Genomic DNA, 19,941 nt, shown 5'->3' with positions numbered 1-19,941 from the left:
TACATCCAGGGCATGCTCCAAGCAGAGCATGCGTCTTTTATTCTTACCATTAAGATAAGTATAATGTTCCGAAAACGGACACATGGGACGAAATATAGAAGAAGTCTAAATAAAAAAAGCACAACTCTAAGGTTGTGCTGGCAGGTATAGCTGCTGTTGCGGAACTAGGCTTCGAGCGGTGTCAGGCACTCGTGCAGCAGGCGGTTCAACTCCAGGCTAAACTTTGCGCCCGCCAGGAGATCACGCAGGCCATACAGTTCAGTCAGCGACAAGATAAAGCAGCGGTCGCAGCCACAGATCGATACAATTTCGTAATCAGAGGAACGAGACGGGTCGGCGGCCATTTGCTCCAAGTCAATGCTTGCAACAGCTTTCTTTAAACGCAGAAAAGTATCTACCTTGAGCACGTTCAGCGTTCCGGCAAAGTATAGCATCAGGCGGTTCTTGCGGTCGCACTGGAACACGGCTCCAGCTTCGTTTGCATAAATTTCGACCAATTCAGGGGCTGCTGTCTTTATCTCTCCGGGCTTCGCTATTGCTGCTATCATAGTGGTGGCGCTTGTTTCTTAAATCGAACAACACAAAGGTAAGGTCTATTTAGAATCAGTCCAAATAAATTTAGATGATATTCATAACCACTCTATAAAATAGGTATAGCATGAATCAGAAAATAGAAAAAGTAAAGCTGTCTGAGAAGTTTTCTCTTATACCTGACTTCTGGAATCCGCGTATTGCCGGGGAGCTGAACGGGCAGCAGGTGAAGCTCGCTAAGTTCAAGGGCGCATTCGACTGGCACCACCATGAGCAGGAGGACGAGCTCTTTCTGGTCGTAAAGGGAAGCTTTGATATGGAATTCAGGGACAAAACGATCACCTTACAACCGGGAGAGTTCCTTATCGTGCCCCGTGGCGTGGAGCACCGGCCGGTGGCGCACGAAGAGGCCGAAGTGCTGCTGTTTGAGCCCGCCACTACTGTGAACACCGGCAATTTGACCGACAGCGAGCGCACCCGCACCAACCTGGAGCGACTGTAGCAGCAGGTATAACCCTACTTGATTTTGGCTTTTTTCATCACGGTTTTGAGGTTGAGGCGCACCAGGTCCCCCATGCCCCGGCATTTGAGAAACTCGTCTGAATTGTGATGCTGGGCCAGTTCCTGCTTCAGCTGCGCTATTTTTTCTGGTGTCGAGATGGTGTCTTTGCGCATACAGTCAATCAAGTCGCGAAGGCGGTAGCGGGCTGTGCGCAGGCGCCTGAAAATAAGCGTTCGCTCCTCGTTCTGGTACTGCCGCACCACATCAGGTTTCAGCAGCTTGAGCACCAGTTCCACAATCACGTTATTGTCTTTGAAAAACTGCGGCAGGTACATGCTCTTGCGCCCTTCATAGGATTGCTGGTCGAAGTCGATGGGCCTCACGCGGTACTGCTCATCCTCAAAGTCAGGCGTGATGTCCACCACATAGTTATAGGAGCGCATGTCGCCGAGCAGTCGCACGAAGCAGCGTTCGTTAAATTTCACAAACTCTTTGGCAATGCGCACCTTGTTGGAGGCCGGCCGGTTGAGGTATTCTTTGATAAAAAGGTCGCCCGGTATACCTGCAATATGCTCTTCAATGAGCGTGTCGCCATCCACGAGGTAGTTGATGCGGTTGGGCGACAAAATGTACTCCAGCTCAAGCCCGTAGATGCGGGAAGCATCGGCACGCTTCACATAGAAGTAGTCGTAGTTGTCGTTGAGCTGGTTCATGATCTGCACCCGGAAAGGGTTAGAGTTGCCAAAGGTGCAGTAATCGACCCGGGACACGTACAGGTGCTCCATCACCGACATATCGCCGTCCGTTTTGAGCAGGGCGTAGATCTGGGTCAGTCCGGAGTTGAGCTCCGCCTGCGCCTGCTGGTCGAACATGATGGTCTCCCAGAGTGTGTCGTGCCCTTTTTTGTCGTAGTAAGGGAAGGCATCGGTATAGTGGACCAGATCTTCGTAGTGCACGGGCAGTTTTGTCTCCCGGTCGTATTCGTGCAGGTAACTGCGCAGGCAAGCCGCTATCGGGTAAAACAGCTTCTTTTTGGAGATGGAGTTCAAGGGAGTTTAGGTGTTAGAGAGTTTAAGAGTCTGGGAGTCAACAATGCGTCTCCTGACGAGCCTTTACGGGAAAGAAAGATATTATGCTACGAGTTAAGGTATAGAAGTTTTACCTCATTCGCTATACCTGCCTCTTTTGGCATAATTAGCAGAATGGAGCAAACGCAATTCACTTCACCTTACTTCTTCCCTCTTAAACTCTCAAAATCCTAAACGCTTTAACTTTCCAGCAGGTTGTTCTGCCCGAGCACTTGCAGAACGTCATTCTTGTAGAGGCGGCCGATCGGGATTTCGGTTTTGCCTACGTCGACGGCGGTGGCGGAGAAGGCTTGCACCTTGTCGAGGGAGATGATGAAGCTGCGGTGGATGCGCAGGAATTTGTCGGTGGGCAGCTTTTCTTCCAGGAAGGAGATTTTCTGGTATGAGATGATCTCCTTCGTATCGGTCTTTACGCGGATGTAGTCCTTCAGGCTCTCGATGTAAAGAATATCGGCCAGCATCACCTTCACCATTTTTTTGTCGGCTTTCAGATAGATGAAGGCATCCTTGTAATCCGGTTCGGATTGATTTGTTGCTGGAGGCGAAGTGGCTATACCTCTGGGTTCGGCTGGTGTCACCTTGGCCACAGCTTTCAGGAAGCGGTCGAAGGCGATGGGCTTGAGTAGGTAGTCTACGGCGTTGAGCTCGTAGCTGTCGAGGGCGTAGTCGCGGTAGGCGGTGGTGAAGATGACCCTGGGCGGATTAGGTATAGACTTGAGAAAATCTATACCTGTCAGCTTGGGCATCTGTATGTCGAGGAACATCAGGTCGATGTGCTCAGTCTGCAGGCAGTTGTAAGCCTCCACAGCATTGTTGCAGCGGCAGACCAGTTCCAGGTTGTCGAGGCGTTCCACAAAAGTCTCCAGCACGTCCAGCGCCAGGGGCTCATCGTCTACTATCAGGCAGCGTAGTTTCATGTTTTATTCAGGTATGGCACAAGGTATACGTAATGGGTGTGCGTTAATCTTAGCTGATGTTCGTGATATACGTTAACCCACTCCTGTTGCTTAAAAGAAGCAAGGCTTATAATTTCTGCTAGCAACTATCCTCTTGAGGGGATTATAGGGGTGTAAAGGCAGTACAGAAAACCCAATTAATGACCTATTTGCAATTTACTCGCTGATGTAAACACCCTTCTACGCTCCCCTCAAGGGGAGAATCCCCTAAAGAAACAGCCCTATTTCTCGGAGGGCTCAGGGAATAAATCTCTAAAAATTTTTATCCCTGACCCAGGTGCAACTCCAGGCGCACGGCATAGCTCTCAGGCTCGTCCTCAACCTCCAGGTTATACCTGTTTTCGTAGAGCAGCTCCAGGCGGCGGCGCACGTTTTTCAGGCCGATGCCTGAGGCGAAATCGCGGTTGCTGTCGCTGGCTTTTTCGAGGCATTTGCAGTTCTCAACCAGCACTACCAAGGTATGGCCCTGCACTTTCACGTCTACCCTTATCCAGGCGTTTTTGGTTTCGGTGCTCACGCCGTGCTTAAAGGCATTTTCCACAAAGGGCAGCAGCATCATGGGTGCAATCTGCTTACCGGCTATACCTCCCGACTCGGTGTAGGCAATGTCCACCCGATCGCCGTAGCGGATGCGCTCCAGGGCGATGTAGTTCTGAATGTAGCTCAACTCCTTTTCTAGCGGGACTTTGGCAGCAGCGGCATCATAGAGCATATAGTCCATCAAACCCGACAGCTTGAGCACCACCTCCGGCGCGTTATCGGATTTGCGGAGCGTGAGCGAGTACAGGCTATTGAGCGTGTTGAAGAGGAAGTGCGGGTGAATCTGGCCTTTCAGAAACTTAAGTTCGGCCTCCAGTTTATCCTGCGCCAGCTGCTGCGTGGACTGCTGGTTGCGGTACCAGTTTTTGAGCAGGTAGATGGCCGCTGACATCGACACCAGGTAACCAAGGTTGACGATATTGCGCACAAAGCGGTGGAGCGTCAGGTTGTCGTTGGTACAGGTGGTGGGGCAGATGAGCGGATGAATGAGCAGCGGCATGAGCACAAATTGCATCAGGATGCCGATGGCCCCCATCATCAGGAGCAGGTATACGGCGAACTCCAGGTAGCGCTGCTGCAACAGGTATTGCGGCATCAGGAAGTACATGTTAAAGTATACCAGCAGCATCTTGAACGGCAGCTCAATGAGCTCGATCATGAAGGCGTTGTAGTAATCGTCGATGTAGCTGCCGTAGAGCAGACCGAAAAAGCACACGTATACCGCCCAGAAGAGCAGGTGCAGCAGCAGCCTGTTCTGAGTGATGTTACGCACATCCGGCAGACTCCAGCTCTTTACCTCCAGCTCACGTGCCGCGTTCAGTTTTACTTCCATCCTGCAAAGTTACGTTTTCTGCGCATCAAGTCCCTAGCCGACAGGTGCTTTTAGACGAGCGGCTATACCTGCCACACGAAGTGCAGCCATCGTGCCGCGTACAGCCTGCGGGGTGCTATACCTGCTGTAAGGGTACGCAAAACGGTCGCTTGTCTAAAAGTTAAAATTGCCAGTTTCAGACTCCCTATACTTGTATCACTATCGGGGAAGACAGAGCCCCTATGGTGCTGCATAGACATTTTTTCTGTAGGCTGTGATAAGGCCGTTGTCAGCAGCGTAGTCCCCGGACTCGTGCCGACAGTGATTTGTTAGAGTGGTTAAAGGCGCTGCCCGCAAGGTGGTGCCTTTTTCTTTTTGGGGTTTGACCGGAAAGGGCAATAGCTGTAAATTAGTAAATCACTATACCTGAAAACATAGCTGCACGCTGTACCCATGTTTAAATACCTTAGCACTTTTCTCATCTCCCTATTTTCGGTCGGCATGATTCTAGCCGTAGCTTATCTGCTGGGCGTCACTTCCTTCTCTTTTGCCTGGGTTTTTAATTTCATGCTGATGATGGCGGTGTCGTCTATCATGCAAACCTTTAAACCAGCCCTCTCAGCTGAATACTTTGATGTGAAGGTATGGGAAAATGGCGGGCAGGTATACCGATGGTTTGGTGTCAACATCTTCCGGAAGCTGCTGGTTTGGGTTGGCTGGGAAAGGCTTCATAAAGCGGTAAGCCCTGTCAAAAAAGATCTGGAGGCACTACAGCGGATGGAATACAATACCCGACAATCTGAGTTCGGGCATTTGGTTATCTTCTTTATCGTACTTGGGTTTACCTTTTTCGTGTTATACCAATACGGACTAGAGCAATCGCTGTGGTTGATTTTTCTGAATGTGATCCTGAACGTATACCCCATCCTGGTGCAGCGCTACAACCGCCCCCGACTGCAAAAGGCCATTCAGGTATGGAAAAGGCTATCAGCCGCATCTTCAAATGTGAAAATCACACAATAGTTTACCCAAACGAAAGCTAGCCTCACTTCCTAAACTCTCAAACTTTACAGCAGTTCCTTCGCCGGGTCCCAGAACAGCTTCTCAAACTCCACCACCTGGTCATTCTCGACTTTAACGCCCTCCTGCTCCAGCCGCTCCTGCATGGCGTTGGAAGCTTCGAAGTGCTGCTTGCCGGTGAGCATACCGATTCTGTTAACCACCCGGTGCGCAGGTATAGCGGCAAATGGCTGCGAAGCGATCAAGGCCCAGCCGACCATCCGGGCCGAACCCTTCGAGCCCAGGTAGCTGGCGATGGCGCCGTACGAAGTCACACGCCCCTCGGGGATCAGCTTAACTACTTCATACACATCTTCAAAAAAGTTTTTCTTGTTGTCGCTCATACCTTTGCGCAAATTCTTTTATTCGTTTTTAAACCTCTGGAGTTGCCGTTTGTCTTATAATAGCGCCTGTTGGTAGAGTTCAGCTAGCCCATGCTTTTTACTACCATGATAAGCGTGTAAATTTAGTCGTTTTTTGCTGTTGTCTATACATTTAATACAAACCAGAATTTTATACCTTTGAGGTCACGCACCTCGAATCGAAGTTTAAATCTAAATGAACAAAACTGTCAAAACCATCCTTCTCCTGGTAGTTGCCGCCGTTGTGGGTTACCTACTTTACAGCAAAGTGTTTTCTGGTAACGAAGAAACAAAAGCTGCCGGACCTACGGGCGGACCTATGGCTCAGAAAGTGGCCGTAGACGTGTTTGTAGTCTCTCCCACCGCTTTCCAGAACAGGATCACTTCTACCGGCTCCGTTATGCCGAACGAGGACGTGGAACTGCGCAGCGAAATATCCGGCCGCGTAACGGCTATCAACTTCAAGGAAGGCAGCCAGGTGAAAAAAGGACAGCTCCTGATGACAGTGAACGACGCAGACCTGCGCGCTCAGCTGGCCAAGCTGCAGTCGAACCAGAAGTTGTACCAGGACATGGAAGAGCGCCAGCGCACCCTCCTCGAGAAAGAATACATCAGCCGCCAGGAGTATGACCAGGTGAGCAACCAGCTCGCCACTGCCACAGCAGACATCCAGGCGCTGAAAGCCACCTTGTCCAAAGCCTACGTGCGTGCGCCGTTCGATGGCGTGATCGGCCTGCGCCAGGTGAGCGAAGGCAGTTACGTAACGCCAACCACGCCTGTGGCCCGCATCGTCGACATCAGCCCTGTTAAAATCGACTTTTCCATACCCGGCCGCTATAGCCAATCCGTAAAAGTAGGCGATAAGATCACCTTCTCTTCCGAAGGCAGTGCTGAGCGGTATGAAGCCACCATTTACGCCATACAGCCCAACATCGACCCCGCCACCCGCACCCTGCAACTGCGCGCCCTCTACGAGAACAAGAACCAGGAAATAAAGCCTGGCGCCTTTGTGAAAGTGGAGCTTGGCCTGAAGGATGTGGAGGAAGCCATCCTTATACCTACTGAGTCGATCATCCCGGAGGCAACAGGACATAAAGTGTTCCTGGCAAAAGGCGGAAAAGCCCAGCCACAGATGGTGAAGATCGGCCAACGCTCCGAAACCATGATCCAGATCATTGAAGGAGTACAACCTGGCGATACCATCATCAGCTCAGGTATACTGCAGGCACGCCCCGGCTCTGATTTGAAAATCAGAAGAGTGACATCATCTGAAGTGAAGGAGTAGCACGCCGCAACGTGCTGCATGGAGCCTAAGGAGGTATAAATGAATCTCCTGAAGAGAAGGAATAAGTAATTAAGAAGTATGGCAAGTTTATCAAACATAAGTATAAAGCGCCCGGTACTCGCCATCGTGATGAGTATCACCATCATCGTATTCGGCATCATCGGGGTTAACTTCCTTGGCGTGCGCGAGTACCCGAGCGTGGATCCTCCGATCGTGAACGTGTCTACCTCCTATACCGGGGCCAACGCCGAGACCATCGAGTCGGAGATCACCGAGCCGCTCGAGGAGTCCATCAACGGTATAGCAGGGATACGCACGCTTACCTCCTCCAGCAGCGAGGGCAGCAGCAACATCACGGTAGAGTTTAACCTGGGCATCGACCTGGAGGCCGCGGCCAACGACGTGCGCGACCGGGTGTCGCGGGCACAGCGCCTGCTGCCGGATGATGCTGACCCTCCCACCATTGCCAAGGCCGACGCCGATGCAAACCCGATCCTGATGCTCGGCATCAAGAGCGAGACGCGCTCCCTGCTCGACCTTTCTGACCTGGCCACCAACATATTTAAGGAGCAGCTGCAGACCATTCCGGGTGTGAGTGCCATCAACATCTGGGGCGACAAGCGCTACTCCATGCGCCTGCGCATGGACCCGGACAAACTCTCCGCCCTCAGCGTAACCCCGGTTGAGGTACAGCAGGCGCTGACCAGGCAAAACGTAGAGCTGCCTTCCGGAAGTATAGAGGGTGCCAGCACCGAGCTTTCGGTGCGAACGATGGGTCGTATTTCCACCCCGGAGGAGTTCAACAACCTGGTAGTGCGCCAGGACGCCGACCGCCTGATCCGCTTCCGTGACATCGGGTTCGCCGAACTGGCACCTGAGAACGAGAAGACGGTGCTTCGCTTCAACGGCATTCCGATGCTGGGCGTGGTGATCATTCCGCAGCCGGGCTCCAACCAGGTAGAGATCTCTGATGAGTTCTACCGACGCCTCGAGCACATCAAGAAAGACATTCCCAAGGACATCGAGTTGGTTATCGGCTTCGACAACTCCCAATACATCAAGGCTTCCCTGTTTGAGGTGCAGGAAACGTTCTTCATCGCCTTCGGCCTGGTAGTCGTTATTATCTTCCTCTTCCTGCGCGACTGGCGCTCCACGCTCATTCCGGTCGTGGCCATACCTGTCTCGCTCGTCGGCACCTTCTTCATCATGTACCTGATGGATTTCTCCATCAACGTGCTCACCTTGCTGGGTATCGTGCTCGCGATCGGCCTGGTGGTGGACGATGCCATTGTGGTACTTGAGAACATCTATGCCCGTATAGAAGACGGGCAGGAACCTAAGAAGGCCGCCAAGAAGGGCTCCGAGGAAATATACTTCGCTATTATCTCCACCACGGTGGCGCTGGCTGCGGTGTTCATGCCCGTAGCCTTCCTGGAAGACACCACCGGTCGCCTCTTTAAGGAGTTCGGCATAGTGGTGGCTAGTTCGGTGATCATCTCGGCCTTCGTGTCGCTTACCATGACACCGATGATGTCCTCGCGCATGCTCCGCCACCAGGAAAAGCCAAACTGGTTCTACCGCAAAACAGAGCCGTTCTTTAACTCCCTAACCAATGGGTACCGCAGCAGCCTGGAGAGCTTCATGAAGTTCCGCTGGGTCGCTTTCATCCTGATACTCGCTTCTGCCGGCATCATCTGGGGACTCATGAAAACCATGCCATCGGAGCTGACGCCTGATGAGGACCGCAGCGGCCTGCGCATCAACGCCACCGGCCCTGAGGGTGCTTCCTTCGAGTTCATGGACAACTACATGCGCGAGCTGACGGCACTGGTCAACGACTCGGTGCCAGGTATAGGCAGCATGACGAGTATGACCCGTAACGCCAACAGCGGCTTTATACGCCTGCGCCTGATCGACCCATCTGAACGGGAACTGACCCAGCAGCAAATCGTGGACAAGCTGCCTGGCCTGATCAACCAGATTCCGGGCGCGCGTGCTTTTGCCTCAGGTGACAAAGGCCTGGGCGGTGGCCGTGGCTCCGGACAGCCGGTGCAGTATGTAGTACAGTCGCAGAGTGTGGCGAAGCTGCGCGAGGTGGTTCCCCAGTTTCTGGAGGCAGCCCGCCAGGACCCTACTTTCAGTTTCGTGGACGTGAACGTGAAATTCAACAAACCCGAGCTACGTGTGGAGATTGACCGTGAGAAAGCGCTTTCACTGGGTGTGGACATCCGGGATGTGGCGCAGACGCTGCAGCTTGGCCTGAGCGGTTCTCGCTTCGGCTATTTCGTGCGAGGCGGCAAGCAGTACCAGATCATCGGACAGGTGGAGCGGGCCAACCGCAGCGAGCCCCTGGACTTGCGCAGCCTTTACGTGAAGAACAACGCCGGCGAACTGATTCAATTGGACAACCTGATTGAGTTGAAGGAAGAGAGCGCCATGCCGCAGATCTACCGCTTCAACCGTTTCGCGGCCGCCACTTTCAGCGCCTCGCTGGCCAAAGGCAAAACCATTGGCGACGGTATAGCGGCCATGGACGCGATAGCCGCCAAAACGCTGGACGAAACGTACCAGACAGCCCTGACAGGCCAGTCGAGGGACTTCCAGGAAAGCTCCGGCAGTTTGATGTTTGCCTTCTTACTCGCACTTGGTCTGATCTACCTGGCACTGGCAGCACAGTTCGAAAGCTTCCGTGACCCGATCATCATTATGTTCACCGTTCCACTGGCGTTGGCAGGCGCCTTGTTCAGCTTGTGGTACTTTGGCCAGACGCTGAACATCTTCAGCCAGATCGGTATGATCATGCTGGTGGGTCTGGTAACTAAGAACGGTATCCTGCTGGTGGAATTTGCAAACCAGCGCAAGCAGGAGGGCCTGAGCAAGTACAGCGCCGCCATCGACTCCGCTGTGTCGCGTTTCCGCCCCATCCTGATGACAAGTTTGGCCACCATTCTGGGAACCCTGCCGATTGCCCTTGCACTGGGTGCTGGTTCTGAAAGCCGCGTGTCCATGGGTATAGCGGTAGTGGGCGGGCTTATCTTCTCGACCGGCCTCACGCTCTACATCATCCCGGCTATCTATTCTTACTTCTCCACGGCCGAGGCGAACCTGGACCTGATGGAAGATAAAGACAGGGAGGCAGAGCAGGAACGCAGGAACGAGCGCAAGCAGGAAAGAGAGCACGCTCTGAGTAAATAATATCTGAAATCGAATCTCTGACGCTAAGATTTAAACCTTTGCATTCTAATATAATGTCCCCACTTAAAGTTGCAGCACTGTTCCTCCTGGGAGTAGTGCTGCTCTTCCCCAACAAACTTGCCGCACAGGAACAGCTTTCGCTGCAGGATGCCATCCGCATAGGGCTTCAAAACAATTACGACATCCAGATCGCCGGTCGGCAGGAGGCTATTGCCGAGAACAACGTCACCCGTGGCAATGCCGGTTTTCTGCCGAATGTGGACGCACGCGGGGGCCGTACCTTTAGTGAGAACAACTCCCGCCAGCAGTTTCAGACAGGCCCGGACCGCACCCGTAACGGCGCCAGCTCCAACAACCTCAACGGGAGCATCAACCTGAACTGGACCATATTTGACGGCATGGGCATGTTCATTAACTACGATCGGTTGAAGGCGCTGGAAAAATCCGGAGCCTTGTTCACCCGCGAAACCGTGCAGAACACGCTTGCCAACATTTTCGACAATTACTTTGAGGTAGTGCGCCAGTCCAAGAAGATGCAGGCCATTGAAGACGCCATTGCCATCTCGCAGGCGCGGGTAGACATCGCCCAGGCACAGTACGAAGTGGGTGTGAGCGCCAAGGTGGAGATTCTGCGTGCGCAGGTGGACTTTAACACCGACCGCTCAGAGCTGCTGGTGCAACAGGAGGCGCTTCAGAACGCCAAGATCAACCTGAACCAACTCCTCAGTCGCGACCCGAACATCGACTTTGTCGCCGTAGACTCTATTGTGGTAGACCCTAACCTGAACTACGGAAACGCGGATGCAGGCATGCTGGCCAACAACCCGCTTCTGGGTCGCCTCAAACTCAATCAGGAGATCGCCAGCCTGGACATCAGGTCCGTTCGTGCCAGCCGTCTCCCTGTGATCGGAGTGGTGGGTGCCTATAACTTTAACCGCTCAGAGAACGAACCGCTGAATGAGTTCTCGCCGCTCTTTAACCAGAACCGGGGGTATAACTATGGCCTAAGTGTAAGCCTGCCTCTTTTTAGGGGGTTCAACACAAATCGCCTGGCTCAAAATGCCCGCATCAACATGGAGTCTGCCAACCTGGAGTATCAGCGCCAGCAGAACTTGCTGGATGCCGCACTGGCCCGGGCCTACAGCCAGTACACCAACCGCCTGCAGCTGTTGCAGCTGGAAGAAACCAACCTGACGCTGGCCCAGGAAAACGCCGCCATTGCCCTGGAACGCTATCGCTTGGGCCTTTTGACTGCCATTGAGCTGCGGGAGGCGCAGCGTAACCAGCTCGTTGCCGAAAACCGATTGATCGACATCCAGTTCCAGGCAAAAGCCGCCGAAACGGAGCTGAAGCGCATCAGCAGCACGCTGCTGCAGGAAGGAGCCGAATAACCATACCTCCCGGTATATATTGTAATTGCCTGATAAAAGTATAGCCCCGGTTATACTTTTATCATTTAGGGCTGTATCTTAGCATCCTACCTATAGCCCTTACACTGCCTGCATGGAACAGGAACTCTTCCAGATACTTGCCATTTCATTGGGACTCGGACTGTTGGTTGGTCTGCAGCGACAGCACGACAACGCCCAGATTGCCGGCATCCGCACGTTCCCGCTCATCACACTCTTTGGCACCCTCACTGCCCTGATGACCCGTGAAATGGGCGGATGGGTAGTAGGAGCCGGCTTGCTGGCCACTGCCGCCCTTGTCGTGACGGCTAACCTGATGAAAAAGAAGGAGCCTTTACCTGATGTAGGTCAAACCACGGAAGCGGCCCTTCTGCTCATGTTTGCGGTAGGCGCCTACCTGGTGTACGGCAGCAAGACGGTGGCTGTGGCTTTGGGCGCCACGGTAGCAGTTCTACTCCACCTCAAAGATACCCTGCACCGCATCGTATCGCGCATCGGGCAGCAGGACCTGACAGCCATCATGCAGTTTGTGGTCATCTCCTTCGTTATCCTGCCTATATTGCCTGACCAAGCCTATGGCCCCTACGAAGTACTAAACCCAAATAACATCTGGCTGATGGTCGTGCTGATTGTAGGCATCGGGCTGCTGGGCTATTTTGTATATAAGTTCTTCGGCAACAAGGCGGGCACATTTCTGGGTGGCGTGCTGGGCGGACTGATCTCGAGCACTGCTACTACGGTGAGCTATGCCCGCCGTGCTAAGGATTCTAAAGGAAGCAGCCAGCTGGCGGCTATTGTGATCTTCATTGCCTCTACGGTGGCCTTTTTCCGAATCCTGACGGAGATCCTGATCGTGGCGCCGGGTGTAATGCCCCAGGTGGCCCCTCCCCTGTTGGTTGTGGTGGGGCTGATGGTCGTGGTTGGCCTAATCGCTTACTTTACCAATAAAGAAGAAGGTGACCACATGCCCGAGCAGGAAAACCCCGCCCAACTGAAGGCGGCCCTCGTGTTCGGTGCTATTTACGGTATTGTGATTCTGGCAACAGCTGCCGCGAATGACTACCTCGGGGACAGTGGCCTGTACATTGTCGCCATCATTTCGGGCCTGACCGACGTGGATGCCATTACACTTTCTACTTCCCGCTTGATGAACATGGGCAATTTGTCGCCCGACAACGGCTGGCGAATCATTTTGGTGGCTGCACTTTCCAATGTCGCTTTTAAGGGTGCCCTGGCCGGCTTTCTGGGCAACAGCAAGCTATTCGCTAAGATTTCGCTCCTGTTTGGCATTGTGCTGCTGGGCGGACTTCTGGTGCTCTGGTGGTGGCCGGAAGGCTATACTTGGCAGGTATAGCCCGCGTTATTACCTCACCCGAAATCACTGCCAAACCGACTAGGCCCGCGCAGGTATAAGCGGCAGCACCCTCTGCTGTCTCCTCACCGACTCCTGATGGATGCGGTCGAACAACTGCGTGACAAATTCCTCATTAAGATTTTTGCTCAGAGCGAGACTGGTGTGTTTTTCAAGCAGCTGCGCCCACCTGTTTTCCTGGAACACGGTAAGGTTATGCTGCGCTTTGTAGTGGCCTATTTCAGCGGCCACCTGCATGCGGTAGCTCAACAGATCAATCAGTTGCTCATCAATGTAGTCAATAGAATGGCGCATATCGTTCAGATCGGCTCCCGCTTTTGTGTCAGTGGTCAACGGACGGCCGCTCAGTTTTGCAAGCAGTTCTTGGAGGGTCTGTGGGGTAATCTGCTGGTCGGCGTCACTCCAGGCAGTTTCGGGGGTTATGTGCGTTTCGATCATCAGGCCGTCCATGCGGAGGGCTAATGCTGTTTCGGCTATACCTGCCAGCAGCTGACGGTTACCAGCAATGTGGCTGGGGTCGTTGATCAGCAACAGATCGGGCCGCAGCTCCTTCAGGGTCATGGGCATGCTCCACTCCGGGTTGTTCCGGTACACCGACTTGCCCAGCGGCGAGATGCCCCGGTGGATGGCGCCAACCTGTTTGATACCTGCCTTCTCCAGGCGCTCAATGGCTCCCAGCCAAAGGTTTATATCCGGGTTAACAGGATTTTTGACCAGCACGGGTATACCTGTACCTTTCAGGGCGTCTGCAATTTCCTGCACAGCAAACGGATTGGCCGTGGTACGCGCGCCGACCCAAAGCACATCGATACCGTGCTGCAGGCACTGCTCAACATGAAGGGTATTCGCTACTTCCGTCGCTACACGCAGGCCTGTTTCCTGTTGCACGCGCTGCAGCCAGGCAAGTCCCTGTTGGCCTACCCCCTCAAATGAGCCCGGGCGGGTTCTGGGCTTCCAGCTGCCTGCTCTGAAGATATCCACTCCCGCATCTTTTAACTGATGGGCTGTCGCCAGCACCTGCTCTTCTGTTTCAGCGCTGCAAGGCCCTGCTATGATGAGAGGCTGTTCCTGTGCTTTTAGTGTCCATGCTGATTTCGTATTCATATTAGTTGAAGCTGATGTGTTTCTGAATTCTATTTATTTGATGTGTTATACCTGGAGGCTGCTGAGTTCATGCTGCTGCACCCTCCGTAGCAGTTGTGCCAGCGCTTCGGCAGGTTGCGTGAGCGCTACCCGGATGTAGCCCTCGCCGTTGCGACCGTATACCGAGCCGGGTGCCACGAACAGGTCGAACGTGCTGAGCAGGTAGTCGCTGTAAGCGAAGCTGTCCTGCCAGCCGGGAGGTATAGCCGCCCACAGGTATAGCCCTGCCCCCGTGGTGGCGTAACTACACTGCAGCTCATCCAGCAGTTGGCATATCAGGGTCCGTCTTTGCAGGTAGGTTGACTGCAATGCCGAATACCAGGCTTCATCTGCCTCTAAGGCAACGATAGCGGCTTCCTGTATGGGTCTGAAAATGCCAGTGTCTGAGTAGCTTTTCATCTTCGCGACAGCATCGAGGTAGGCTGCTTTTCCGGCCAGCATACCCAAGCGCCAGCCGGGCATATTGTGCGATTTGCTTAACGAGTTGAGCTCCACGGCCACTTCCATTGCCCCTTTAATAGCCAAGATGCTAAGCGGCTCTTCGTTGAGGATTAGCGCATAGGGATTATCATGACAAAGCAGGATCTGGTGCTTGTCGGCAAAAGAGACAAGCGCCTGCAGGTCCGCTTCACTTGCCACAGCCCCTGTCGGGTTGCCCGGAAAGTTAAGCCACAGCATTTTGGTGGTGGGACTGACAAGACTTTCCAGTTCAGCCACATCCGGCAACCAACCTTTCGCCGCCGTCAGGTTGTAGTAGATTGCCTTGGCTCCGGCAGCTACTGCTGCGTTCGCATAAATGGGGTAGCCGGGGTCAGGTATAAGCACTTCATCGCCCGGGTCCAGGAAAGCCAGTGAAAGGTGCATGATGCCTTCTTTAGAGCCGATAAGTGGCAGGACCTCGTCCCGATAATCGAGCGCTACCCCAAAGTTTCGCTTATACCAGGCGCTCAGCGCCTGGCGCAGGGCAGGAGTGCAGCGGTACGACTGGTACTGGTGCGCCTCCGCCTGGCAGGCTGCTTCGATCAGTGCTGTGGTCACCTTCGGGTCGGGCGCCAAATCCGGATTGCCTATACCCAGGTTGAGGATGGTGCGACCTTGTGCCTCGAGCTGACTGATCTCGGTCAGCTTTTGGGAAAAGTAGTAAGCGCCTGTTTTGTTAGCGCGTGCTGATGGATTGATCATAACAAATGGATTAATGGGTATGGGCCGTGTATTTCCCGAGCAGGTCGACAGATTCAGTTAAGGTATAGAGTGACAAAAGCAGTTCATCTAGTTGCTCCTCTGCCTCAAACCGCAGGTCCAGGTAATAGCGATAGTGCCAGGGGCGGCCCGGTATAGCCAAAGATTCGATTTTAGAGACTTGTATGCCCCGCTCCTGCAACAGCGCCATAGCCTGCGTGAAAGCTTCCGGGTGGGGTTGCAGCACCAGGCTAAGGGTGGCCTTGTTGCAGGAAATAACCTGTTGCGGCTGCCGGTCCAGCAGCAGAAAGCGGGTGTAGTTCTGCTTGCTTGTTTCGATCCCCTCTCCGAGCACGACAAGGCCGTATTGTGAAATGGCCAGCGAGCTGCCAATGGCTGCCAGCTTCGTAGAGCCGGCTTCGGCTACGTTCCGGATGCTTAGCGCCGTGTCTTCCGACTCAATCAGCTCCACAGCAGGATAGGCATCGAAGAAGGGGCGGCACTGGTTGAGGGCCATGTAGTGAGAGTATACCTTGCGGATACTCTGCAGCGACGACCCGGGCACACCGCCCAGGTGCTGGCGGATGCGCATGATCACTTCGCCGCTTATCCACAGCTGGTGCTCCCGTATCAGGTCCAGGTTGGGCTGTATTGTACCCGCTAAGGTATTCTCTATGGCCATAATGCCCTTATCGGCCAGCCCCGAGGCAACAGCCGCAGCCAGTTCCCGGAACGTGAGGCAGGGCACTATCTCTATCGGCTGGTCGCCGAACCGGAGCCGGGCGGCTTCTTCGTGGAATGCTCCCGCTATACCTTGAATTGCTATTTTCATTTAGATCAAAAAAAACGCCCCGAAGTAAGACTCCGGGGCGCTGGTGATAACTTTAGGTTAAAGTATAATCAATACAGCCCCGGGCGTTTACCAAAAAAGTAAAAGCTAAAACCAAAGCCGTAATAAAAATTCTGTTGTGTCAGATGCATTCGTATTGCTGATTTAAAACAAAAAAGGCCCCGCTTGGTGCGGGGCCTCTATATGATTACATATACCTTTTCCCGCTTTAGTCCCGTGAAGGAAAAAAGTAAAAAAAGAAGGTATAAGATGTCTGCTGCTTGTTCATTTCAGTCGCCAATATAGAGACTTTTTATAAAACAACAATTTATTTTCGTTTTTATATCACAAAAACAGAGCCTTCTAAGAAATTATATTTCTGTATACTAACCCTCTCCTAACTCAATTATCTGGCTTTAAAGCACCCGTACGCACTTTGGTTGGTGACTTTGCACTGAAGGAATATAGAATACCTTTAATAAAACCGACTGCACCGCGCAATTGTAAAATTTTTATCGTATATTGTAAAAAAATAAATGAACCTATATACCAACTATAATGTAGTTAGTATATAATTAAACAACACAGAATGAATAACGGAACAGTAAAATTCTTTAATGACCTGAAAGGTTTTGGTTTTATTAAAGAAGACAACACAGATCAGGAGTACTTTGTACACGTGACTGGCCTGGTACATGAAATCCAGGAAAACGACAAAGTGACTTTTGAATTGCAGGAAGGCAGAAAAGGACTAAACGCGATTAACGTTAAGCGTGCTTAGTTTTTAGATATAAGTCATTTCGAGAAAAGCCTTGCCTGCGGGTGAGGCTTTTTTTTAAGTTTGATGTGCACGTATTTGCACCACTCCCCGTTTGTATAATGCCGCCCTGGCAATGTTTCACCTAACCCCTCCTTACGATGAATAGAAGATACCTGGTAGACACTACCACACGCGAGTACATCTGCGTAGCCCTCCAAAAAGGACAGGATTGGACCCCAAACAATCAGGATTCCCTCCCAAAGTTCATGAACTCTCGTAAAAACAAAGACCAACCCGACTTCGAACTTGTAACCGGCGAGTATAACGACAATTCATTTTTTGAAAAGTGGATTCGCAATGGCACAAATTTCCTGTTCAGGTACTAACAAACCTGAACATCCGCTTACCGTAATTATATAGATCATTTAACAGCAATATGGGTAGATCACAAGAAACCTTCAGTAAAAAAGAAAAAGAGAAGAAGAAACTTAAGAAAAGACAAGACAAAGAGCAGAAGCGCGAGGAGCGTATGGCCAACTCTGACAAAGGCAAAGGCCTGGATGATATGTTGGCCTATGTGGACGAGTTCGGCAATATCACCGACACGCCGCCAGACCCTACGAAGAAGAAAAAAGAATTCAAGCAGGAAGATATCCAGATCGGTGTGGCCAAGCAGGCCGATATCGACCCGGCTGACCTGATCCGAAAAGGAACCGTTTCTTTTTTCAACGATTCGAAAGGCTACGGCTTCATCCAGGATCATGTGACCCAGGAGCGTGTCTTTGTGCACCAGAATGGTTTGGTGAACGCGATCAAGGAAAATGATCGTGTAACTTTTGAGGTTGAAAAAGGCCCCAAAGGATTGAATGCTGTTAACGTTAAACTGGCGTAATCCCCTCTGGTTCAAAAGCCTGCGAATACAGCTTTAAGCCATCTAGTTTAACTTAGGTGATTATAAATTTAAAATCTCCTGCTATTGTCAGTAATAATACTGACTGCAGGAGATTTTTTTGTCGTATAAGCTTCCTGGTCACAGCTGCTCGTACCTTTGTGGCAGGACCGTGATGATGAACCGCACCCTACTAGTATGGACACGACAAACACCCCGAAGGCCTTGATATTGCAGGAGGCTCAACAACAGTTTTTTAAGCAAGGCTACAGCAAGGTATTGATGGCTGACCTGGCCAAGCAGCTGGGTATGAGCAAAAAAACGCTGTACCAGTATTTCAGAGGAAAAGAGGAATTGCTCCACGCCGTGATCAAGCACTACCTGGAAGCACTGCAGCGGGAAGTAGAACACCTGCTCCAGCAGGAAGAAGCCGATTTCACCCGCAAAGCGGAACAAGTCTTCCGGACCGTCGGACAGCGCTTTGCACTTATCAACGGCCAGCTGCTCACCGACATTCGAAAGCACACCCCCAAGACCTGGCAACTACTACAACAGTACCGCACCGAGGCCGCTTTTAAGCGATTCAAAACATTGCTGGAAGAAGGCAGCCGGAAGGGCTTTATCCGGAAAGACGCCAATACCTCGCTGGCAGTACTGCTTTACGCCAGTGCGCTGGAGAAAATCCTGGACCCGGAGTTTATCAGCCAGGTACCACCAGAACTAATGAGGGATATCGATTATAGCCCATCTGCCGTGTATGAGGGCCTGGCTAACCTGATCTTTCATGGTTTGCTGGAGAAGAAGTAAGCAATCAGCAGACTAAGCAAAGCTTGCTGCTATACCTTAGTTGAAAACTAAACAACTGAAAAACAGCACATTTAATTTGCTACAAATTAAAATATAACTATATTTAGTAAAGTATTTCCCAATCTCATTAAACAGATAAGTCATGAGAGCAAGAACTTTACTCCTCCTCCCCCTTCTGGTTATTCTGGCCGCCTGCTCTAAAGGCGAAGAAGAAATCAAGCAGCTATATCCCAAAAAGGTGGTGATCGGCGGCACGACCCACGAATTCCACTACGACCAGGGTAGGGTGTACAGCGTGACAACCAACAGGCCCAACTTCTACCAGGAGGTGACTTATAGTTATTTTGATGAGTACTTCAAGGAGCCGGACCACCAGTTCAAGGATAAGATTTTTGAAGTGAACTTCAGACCCGATGCAGGTTCTATTGGCTTGGACAAGGCCGACTCTATTATAAGAAAACAGGAGATGCTCATACGGTCTCACGAAACAGGACTTTTAGCGCGTGAGAGCTTTACCGTTTATACGGTGATGCATAACCAGGGACCATCCTCTGGAAGAGCCAACAGCCATAATGTTTATCACCACTATGACGCTGCTAATAAACTAATTAAGACCAACTATTATTATTTTGTGCGGAGTGCTTATGAATTAGGTATAGCAGAGGACGACCCTCGTTATTTATATAAGCATATTAGTTATAGCTATGATCAGGGCAAGCTACAGCGAATGGAACATTATGCCCCTCGAGCAGAAACACCCTACCTCACCATCGAACTGGAGTATGACGACAAGCCGGGTTATCTGAGGAGCCTTCCCCTCGAAGCCAAGTTCATGCCGCTGGAGCTGCCTTACCGCAACCACAACATCACCAGGTATACCGTGCGCGACCGGGATAGTAATATCAGAAAAGACCTCTCCTATACCTGTAGCTATACCTACAACCGCGATGGCTATCCAACTAAAATCAAAAAAACCATGCTCGATGGACTGGAACAGGAAGGGTATATCGTGTACAAGGCTTCTATAGGGAAAGCAGCGGTAGCGTCACTAGAACCAGAAAAATAGAACGTACTTGGAACTGATTGACTGAAAGCAAGTATCATTACCCTGTGGTATGGTACAAACGCATAGGGATTGTAGGTATAAGCCGTTATACTAAAGCCGAACTGCACAAGAACTTAGAAGTCTATTAGCGCGCCCTATAAAACAGAAAAGCCCACCAA

19 protein-coding genes are annotated in these 19,941 nt (G+C 51.9%); 11 read left to right on the top strand and 8 right to left on the bottom strand.

Annotated elements, in window-relative coordinates; translation table 11 throughout:
- Positions 1 to 164: 164 nt before the first annotated feature.
- The gene (locus tag L1278_RS07985; RefSeq protein ID WP_253402653.1) at positions 165 to 548 is read right to left on the bottom strand and encodes a hypothetical protein; all 384 of its coding nucleotides are present in this window, start codon (positions 546 to 548) and stop codon (positions 165 to 167) included.
- Between the two features lie 110 nt (positions 549 to 658).
- On the opposite strand from L1278_RS07985, the gene L1278_RS07980 reads away from it, so the two are divergent.
- Positions 659 to 1,033 (top strand): cupin domain-containing protein, encoded by a 375-nt coding sequence (locus tag L1278_RS07980; RefSeq protein ID WP_253402651.1) that lies wholly within the window; start codon positions 659 to 661, stop codon positions 1,031 to 1,033.
- Positions 1,034 to 1,047: 14 nt separating this feature from the next.
- On the opposite strand, the gene L1278_RS07975 is transcribed toward L1278_RS07980, so the two are convergent.
- From L1278_RS07975 to L1278_RS07965, 3 genes are all read right to left on the bottom strand, one after another.
- Entirely contained in the window at positions 1,048 to 2,082 is a 1,035-nt protein-coding gene (locus tag L1278_RS07975) for a hypothetical protein (protein WP_253402649.1), read from the bottom strand.
- Positions 2,083 to 2,300: 218 nt separating this feature from the next.
- Entirely contained in the window at positions 2,301 to 3,038 is a 738-nt protein-coding gene (locus L1278_RS07970) for a LytTR family DNA-binding domain-containing protein (protein WP_253402647.1), read from the bottom strand.
- A gap of 301 nt (positions 3,039 to 3,339) precedes the next feature.
- Positions 3,340 to 4,449, bottom strand: a complete 1,110-nt coding sequence (locus tag L1278_RS07965; RefSeq protein WP_253402645.1) for a sensor histidine kinase — start codon at positions 4,447 to 4,449, stop codon at positions 3,340 to 3,342.
- A 480-nt stretch (positions 4,450 to 4,929) separates the two neighbouring features.
- Between L1278_RS07965 and L1278_RS07960 the strand changes: the two genes are divergently transcribed.
- Entirely contained in the window at positions 4,930 to 5,451 is a 522-nt protein-coding gene (locus L1278_RS07960) for a hypothetical protein (protein ID WP_253402643.1), read from the top strand.
- A 44-nt stretch (positions 5,452 to 5,495) separates the two neighbouring features.
- Here L1278_RS07960 and L1278_RS07955 read toward each other — a convergent pair whose 3' ends face one another.
- Positions 5,496 to 5,831, bottom strand: a complete 336-nt coding sequence (locus L1278_RS07955; RefSeq protein WP_253402641.1) for an MGMT family protein — start codon at positions 5,829 to 5,831, stop codon at positions 5,496 to 5,498.
- A gap of 214 nt (positions 5,832 to 6,045) precedes the next feature.
- On the opposite strand from L1278_RS07955, the gene L1278_RS07950 reads away from it, so the two are divergent.
- The 4 genes from L1278_RS07950 (at position 6,046) to L1278_RS07935 (ending at position 13,092) form a co-directional block, all read left to right on the top strand.
- Complete coding sequence (locus L1278_RS07950) at positions 6,046 to 7,134, top strand: efflux RND transporter periplasmic adaptor subunit (RefSeq protein WP_253402639.1); 1,089 nt, start codon at positions 6,046 to 6,048, stop codon at positions 7,132 to 7,134.
- A 78-nt stretch (positions 7,135 to 7,212) separates the two neighbouring features.
- Complete coding sequence (locus L1278_RS07945) at positions 7,213 to 10,329, top strand: efflux RND transporter permease subunit (RefSeq protein WP_253402637.1); 3,117 nt, start codon at positions 7,213 to 7,215, stop codon at positions 10,327 to 10,329.
- A gap of 53 nt (positions 10,330 to 10,382) precedes the next feature.
- Positions 10,383 to 11,720, top strand: coding sequence for a TolC family protein (locus L1278_RS07940; protein WP_253402635.1), 1,338 nt, complete (start codon positions 10,383 to 10,385; stop codon positions 11,718 to 11,720).
- 112 nt (positions 11,721 to 11,832) lie between these two features.
- A complete protein-coding gene (locus L1278_RS07935; RefSeq protein WP_253402633.1) occupies positions 11,833 to 13,092 on the top strand; it encodes an MgtC/SapB family protein in 1,260 nt (419 codons plus the stop codon).
- 39 nt (positions 13,093 to 13,131) lie between these two features.
- On the opposite strand, the gene L1278_RS07930 is transcribed toward L1278_RS07935, so the two are convergent.
- From L1278_RS07930 to L1278_RS07920, 3 genes are read right to left on the bottom strand one after another with little or no spacing between them, the layout of a single operon-like run.
- Positions 13,132 to 14,214 (bottom strand): bifunctional 3-deoxy-7-phosphoheptulonate synthase/chorismate mutase type II, encoded by a 1,083-nt coding sequence (locus tag L1278_RS07930; protein ID WP_253402631.1) that lies wholly within the window; start codon positions 14,212 to 14,214, stop codon positions 13,132 to 13,134.
- 45 nt (positions 14,215 to 14,259) lie between these two features.
- Complete coding sequence (locus L1278_RS07925) at positions 14,260 to 15,435, bottom strand: pyridoxal phosphate-dependent aminotransferase (protein ID WP_253402629.1); 1,176 nt, start codon at positions 15,433 to 15,435, stop codon at positions 14,260 to 14,262.
- 10 nt (positions 15,436 to 15,445) lie between these two features.
- Entirely contained in the window at positions 15,446 to 16,264 is an 819-nt protein-coding gene (locus tag L1278_RS07920; RefSeq protein WP_253402627.1) for a prephenate dehydratase, read from the bottom strand.
- Positions 16,265 to 16,850: 586 nt separating this feature from the next.
- Between L1278_RS07920 and L1278_RS07915 the strand changes: the two genes are divergently transcribed.
- The 5 genes from L1278_RS07915 (at position 16,851) to L1278_RS07895 (ending at position 19,783) form a co-directional block, all read left to right on the top strand.
- Positions 16,851 to 17,042, top strand: a complete 192-nt coding sequence (locus L1278_RS07915; protein ID WP_188502381.1) for a cold-shock protein — start codon at positions 16,851 to 16,853, stop codon at positions 17,040 to 17,042.
- 137 nt (positions 17,043 to 17,179) lie between these two features.
- Complete coding sequence (locus tag L1278_RS07910) at positions 17,180 to 17,407, top strand: hypothetical protein (RefSeq protein ID WP_188502380.1); 228 nt, start codon at positions 17,180 to 17,182, stop codon at positions 17,405 to 17,407.
- Between the two features lie 50 nt (positions 17,408 to 17,457).
- Positions 17,458 to 17,913 (top strand): cold-shock protein, encoded by a 456-nt coding sequence (locus L1278_RS07905; RefSeq protein WP_253402625.1) that lies wholly within the window; start codon positions 17,458 to 17,460, stop codon positions 17,911 to 17,913.
- Positions 17,914 to 18,108: 195 nt separating this feature from the next.
- Complete coding sequence (locus tag L1278_RS07900; RefSeq protein ID WP_253402623.1) at positions 18,109 to 18,717, top strand: TetR/AcrR family transcriptional regulator; 609 nt, start codon at positions 18,109 to 18,111, stop codon at positions 18,715 to 18,717.
- A 142-nt stretch (positions 18,718 to 18,859) separates the two neighbouring features.
- The gene (locus L1278_RS07895) at positions 18,860 to 19,783 is read left to right on the top strand and encodes a hypothetical protein (protein ID WP_253402621.1); all 924 of its coding nucleotides are present in this window, start codon (positions 18,860 to 18,862) and stop codon (positions 19,781 to 19,783) included.
- Positions 19,784 to 19,941: the final 158 nt, after the last annotated feature.

The organism is Pontibacter sp. HSC-36F09, assembly GCF_024171605.1.
In the GTDB taxonomy this organism is placed as follows: domain Bacteria; phylum Bacteroidota; class Bacteroidia; order Cytophagales; family Hymenobacteraceae; genus Pontibacter.
Note: the sequence above shows the minus strand (reverse complement) of the source record. Positions and strands in the feature narration are given on the sequence as shown.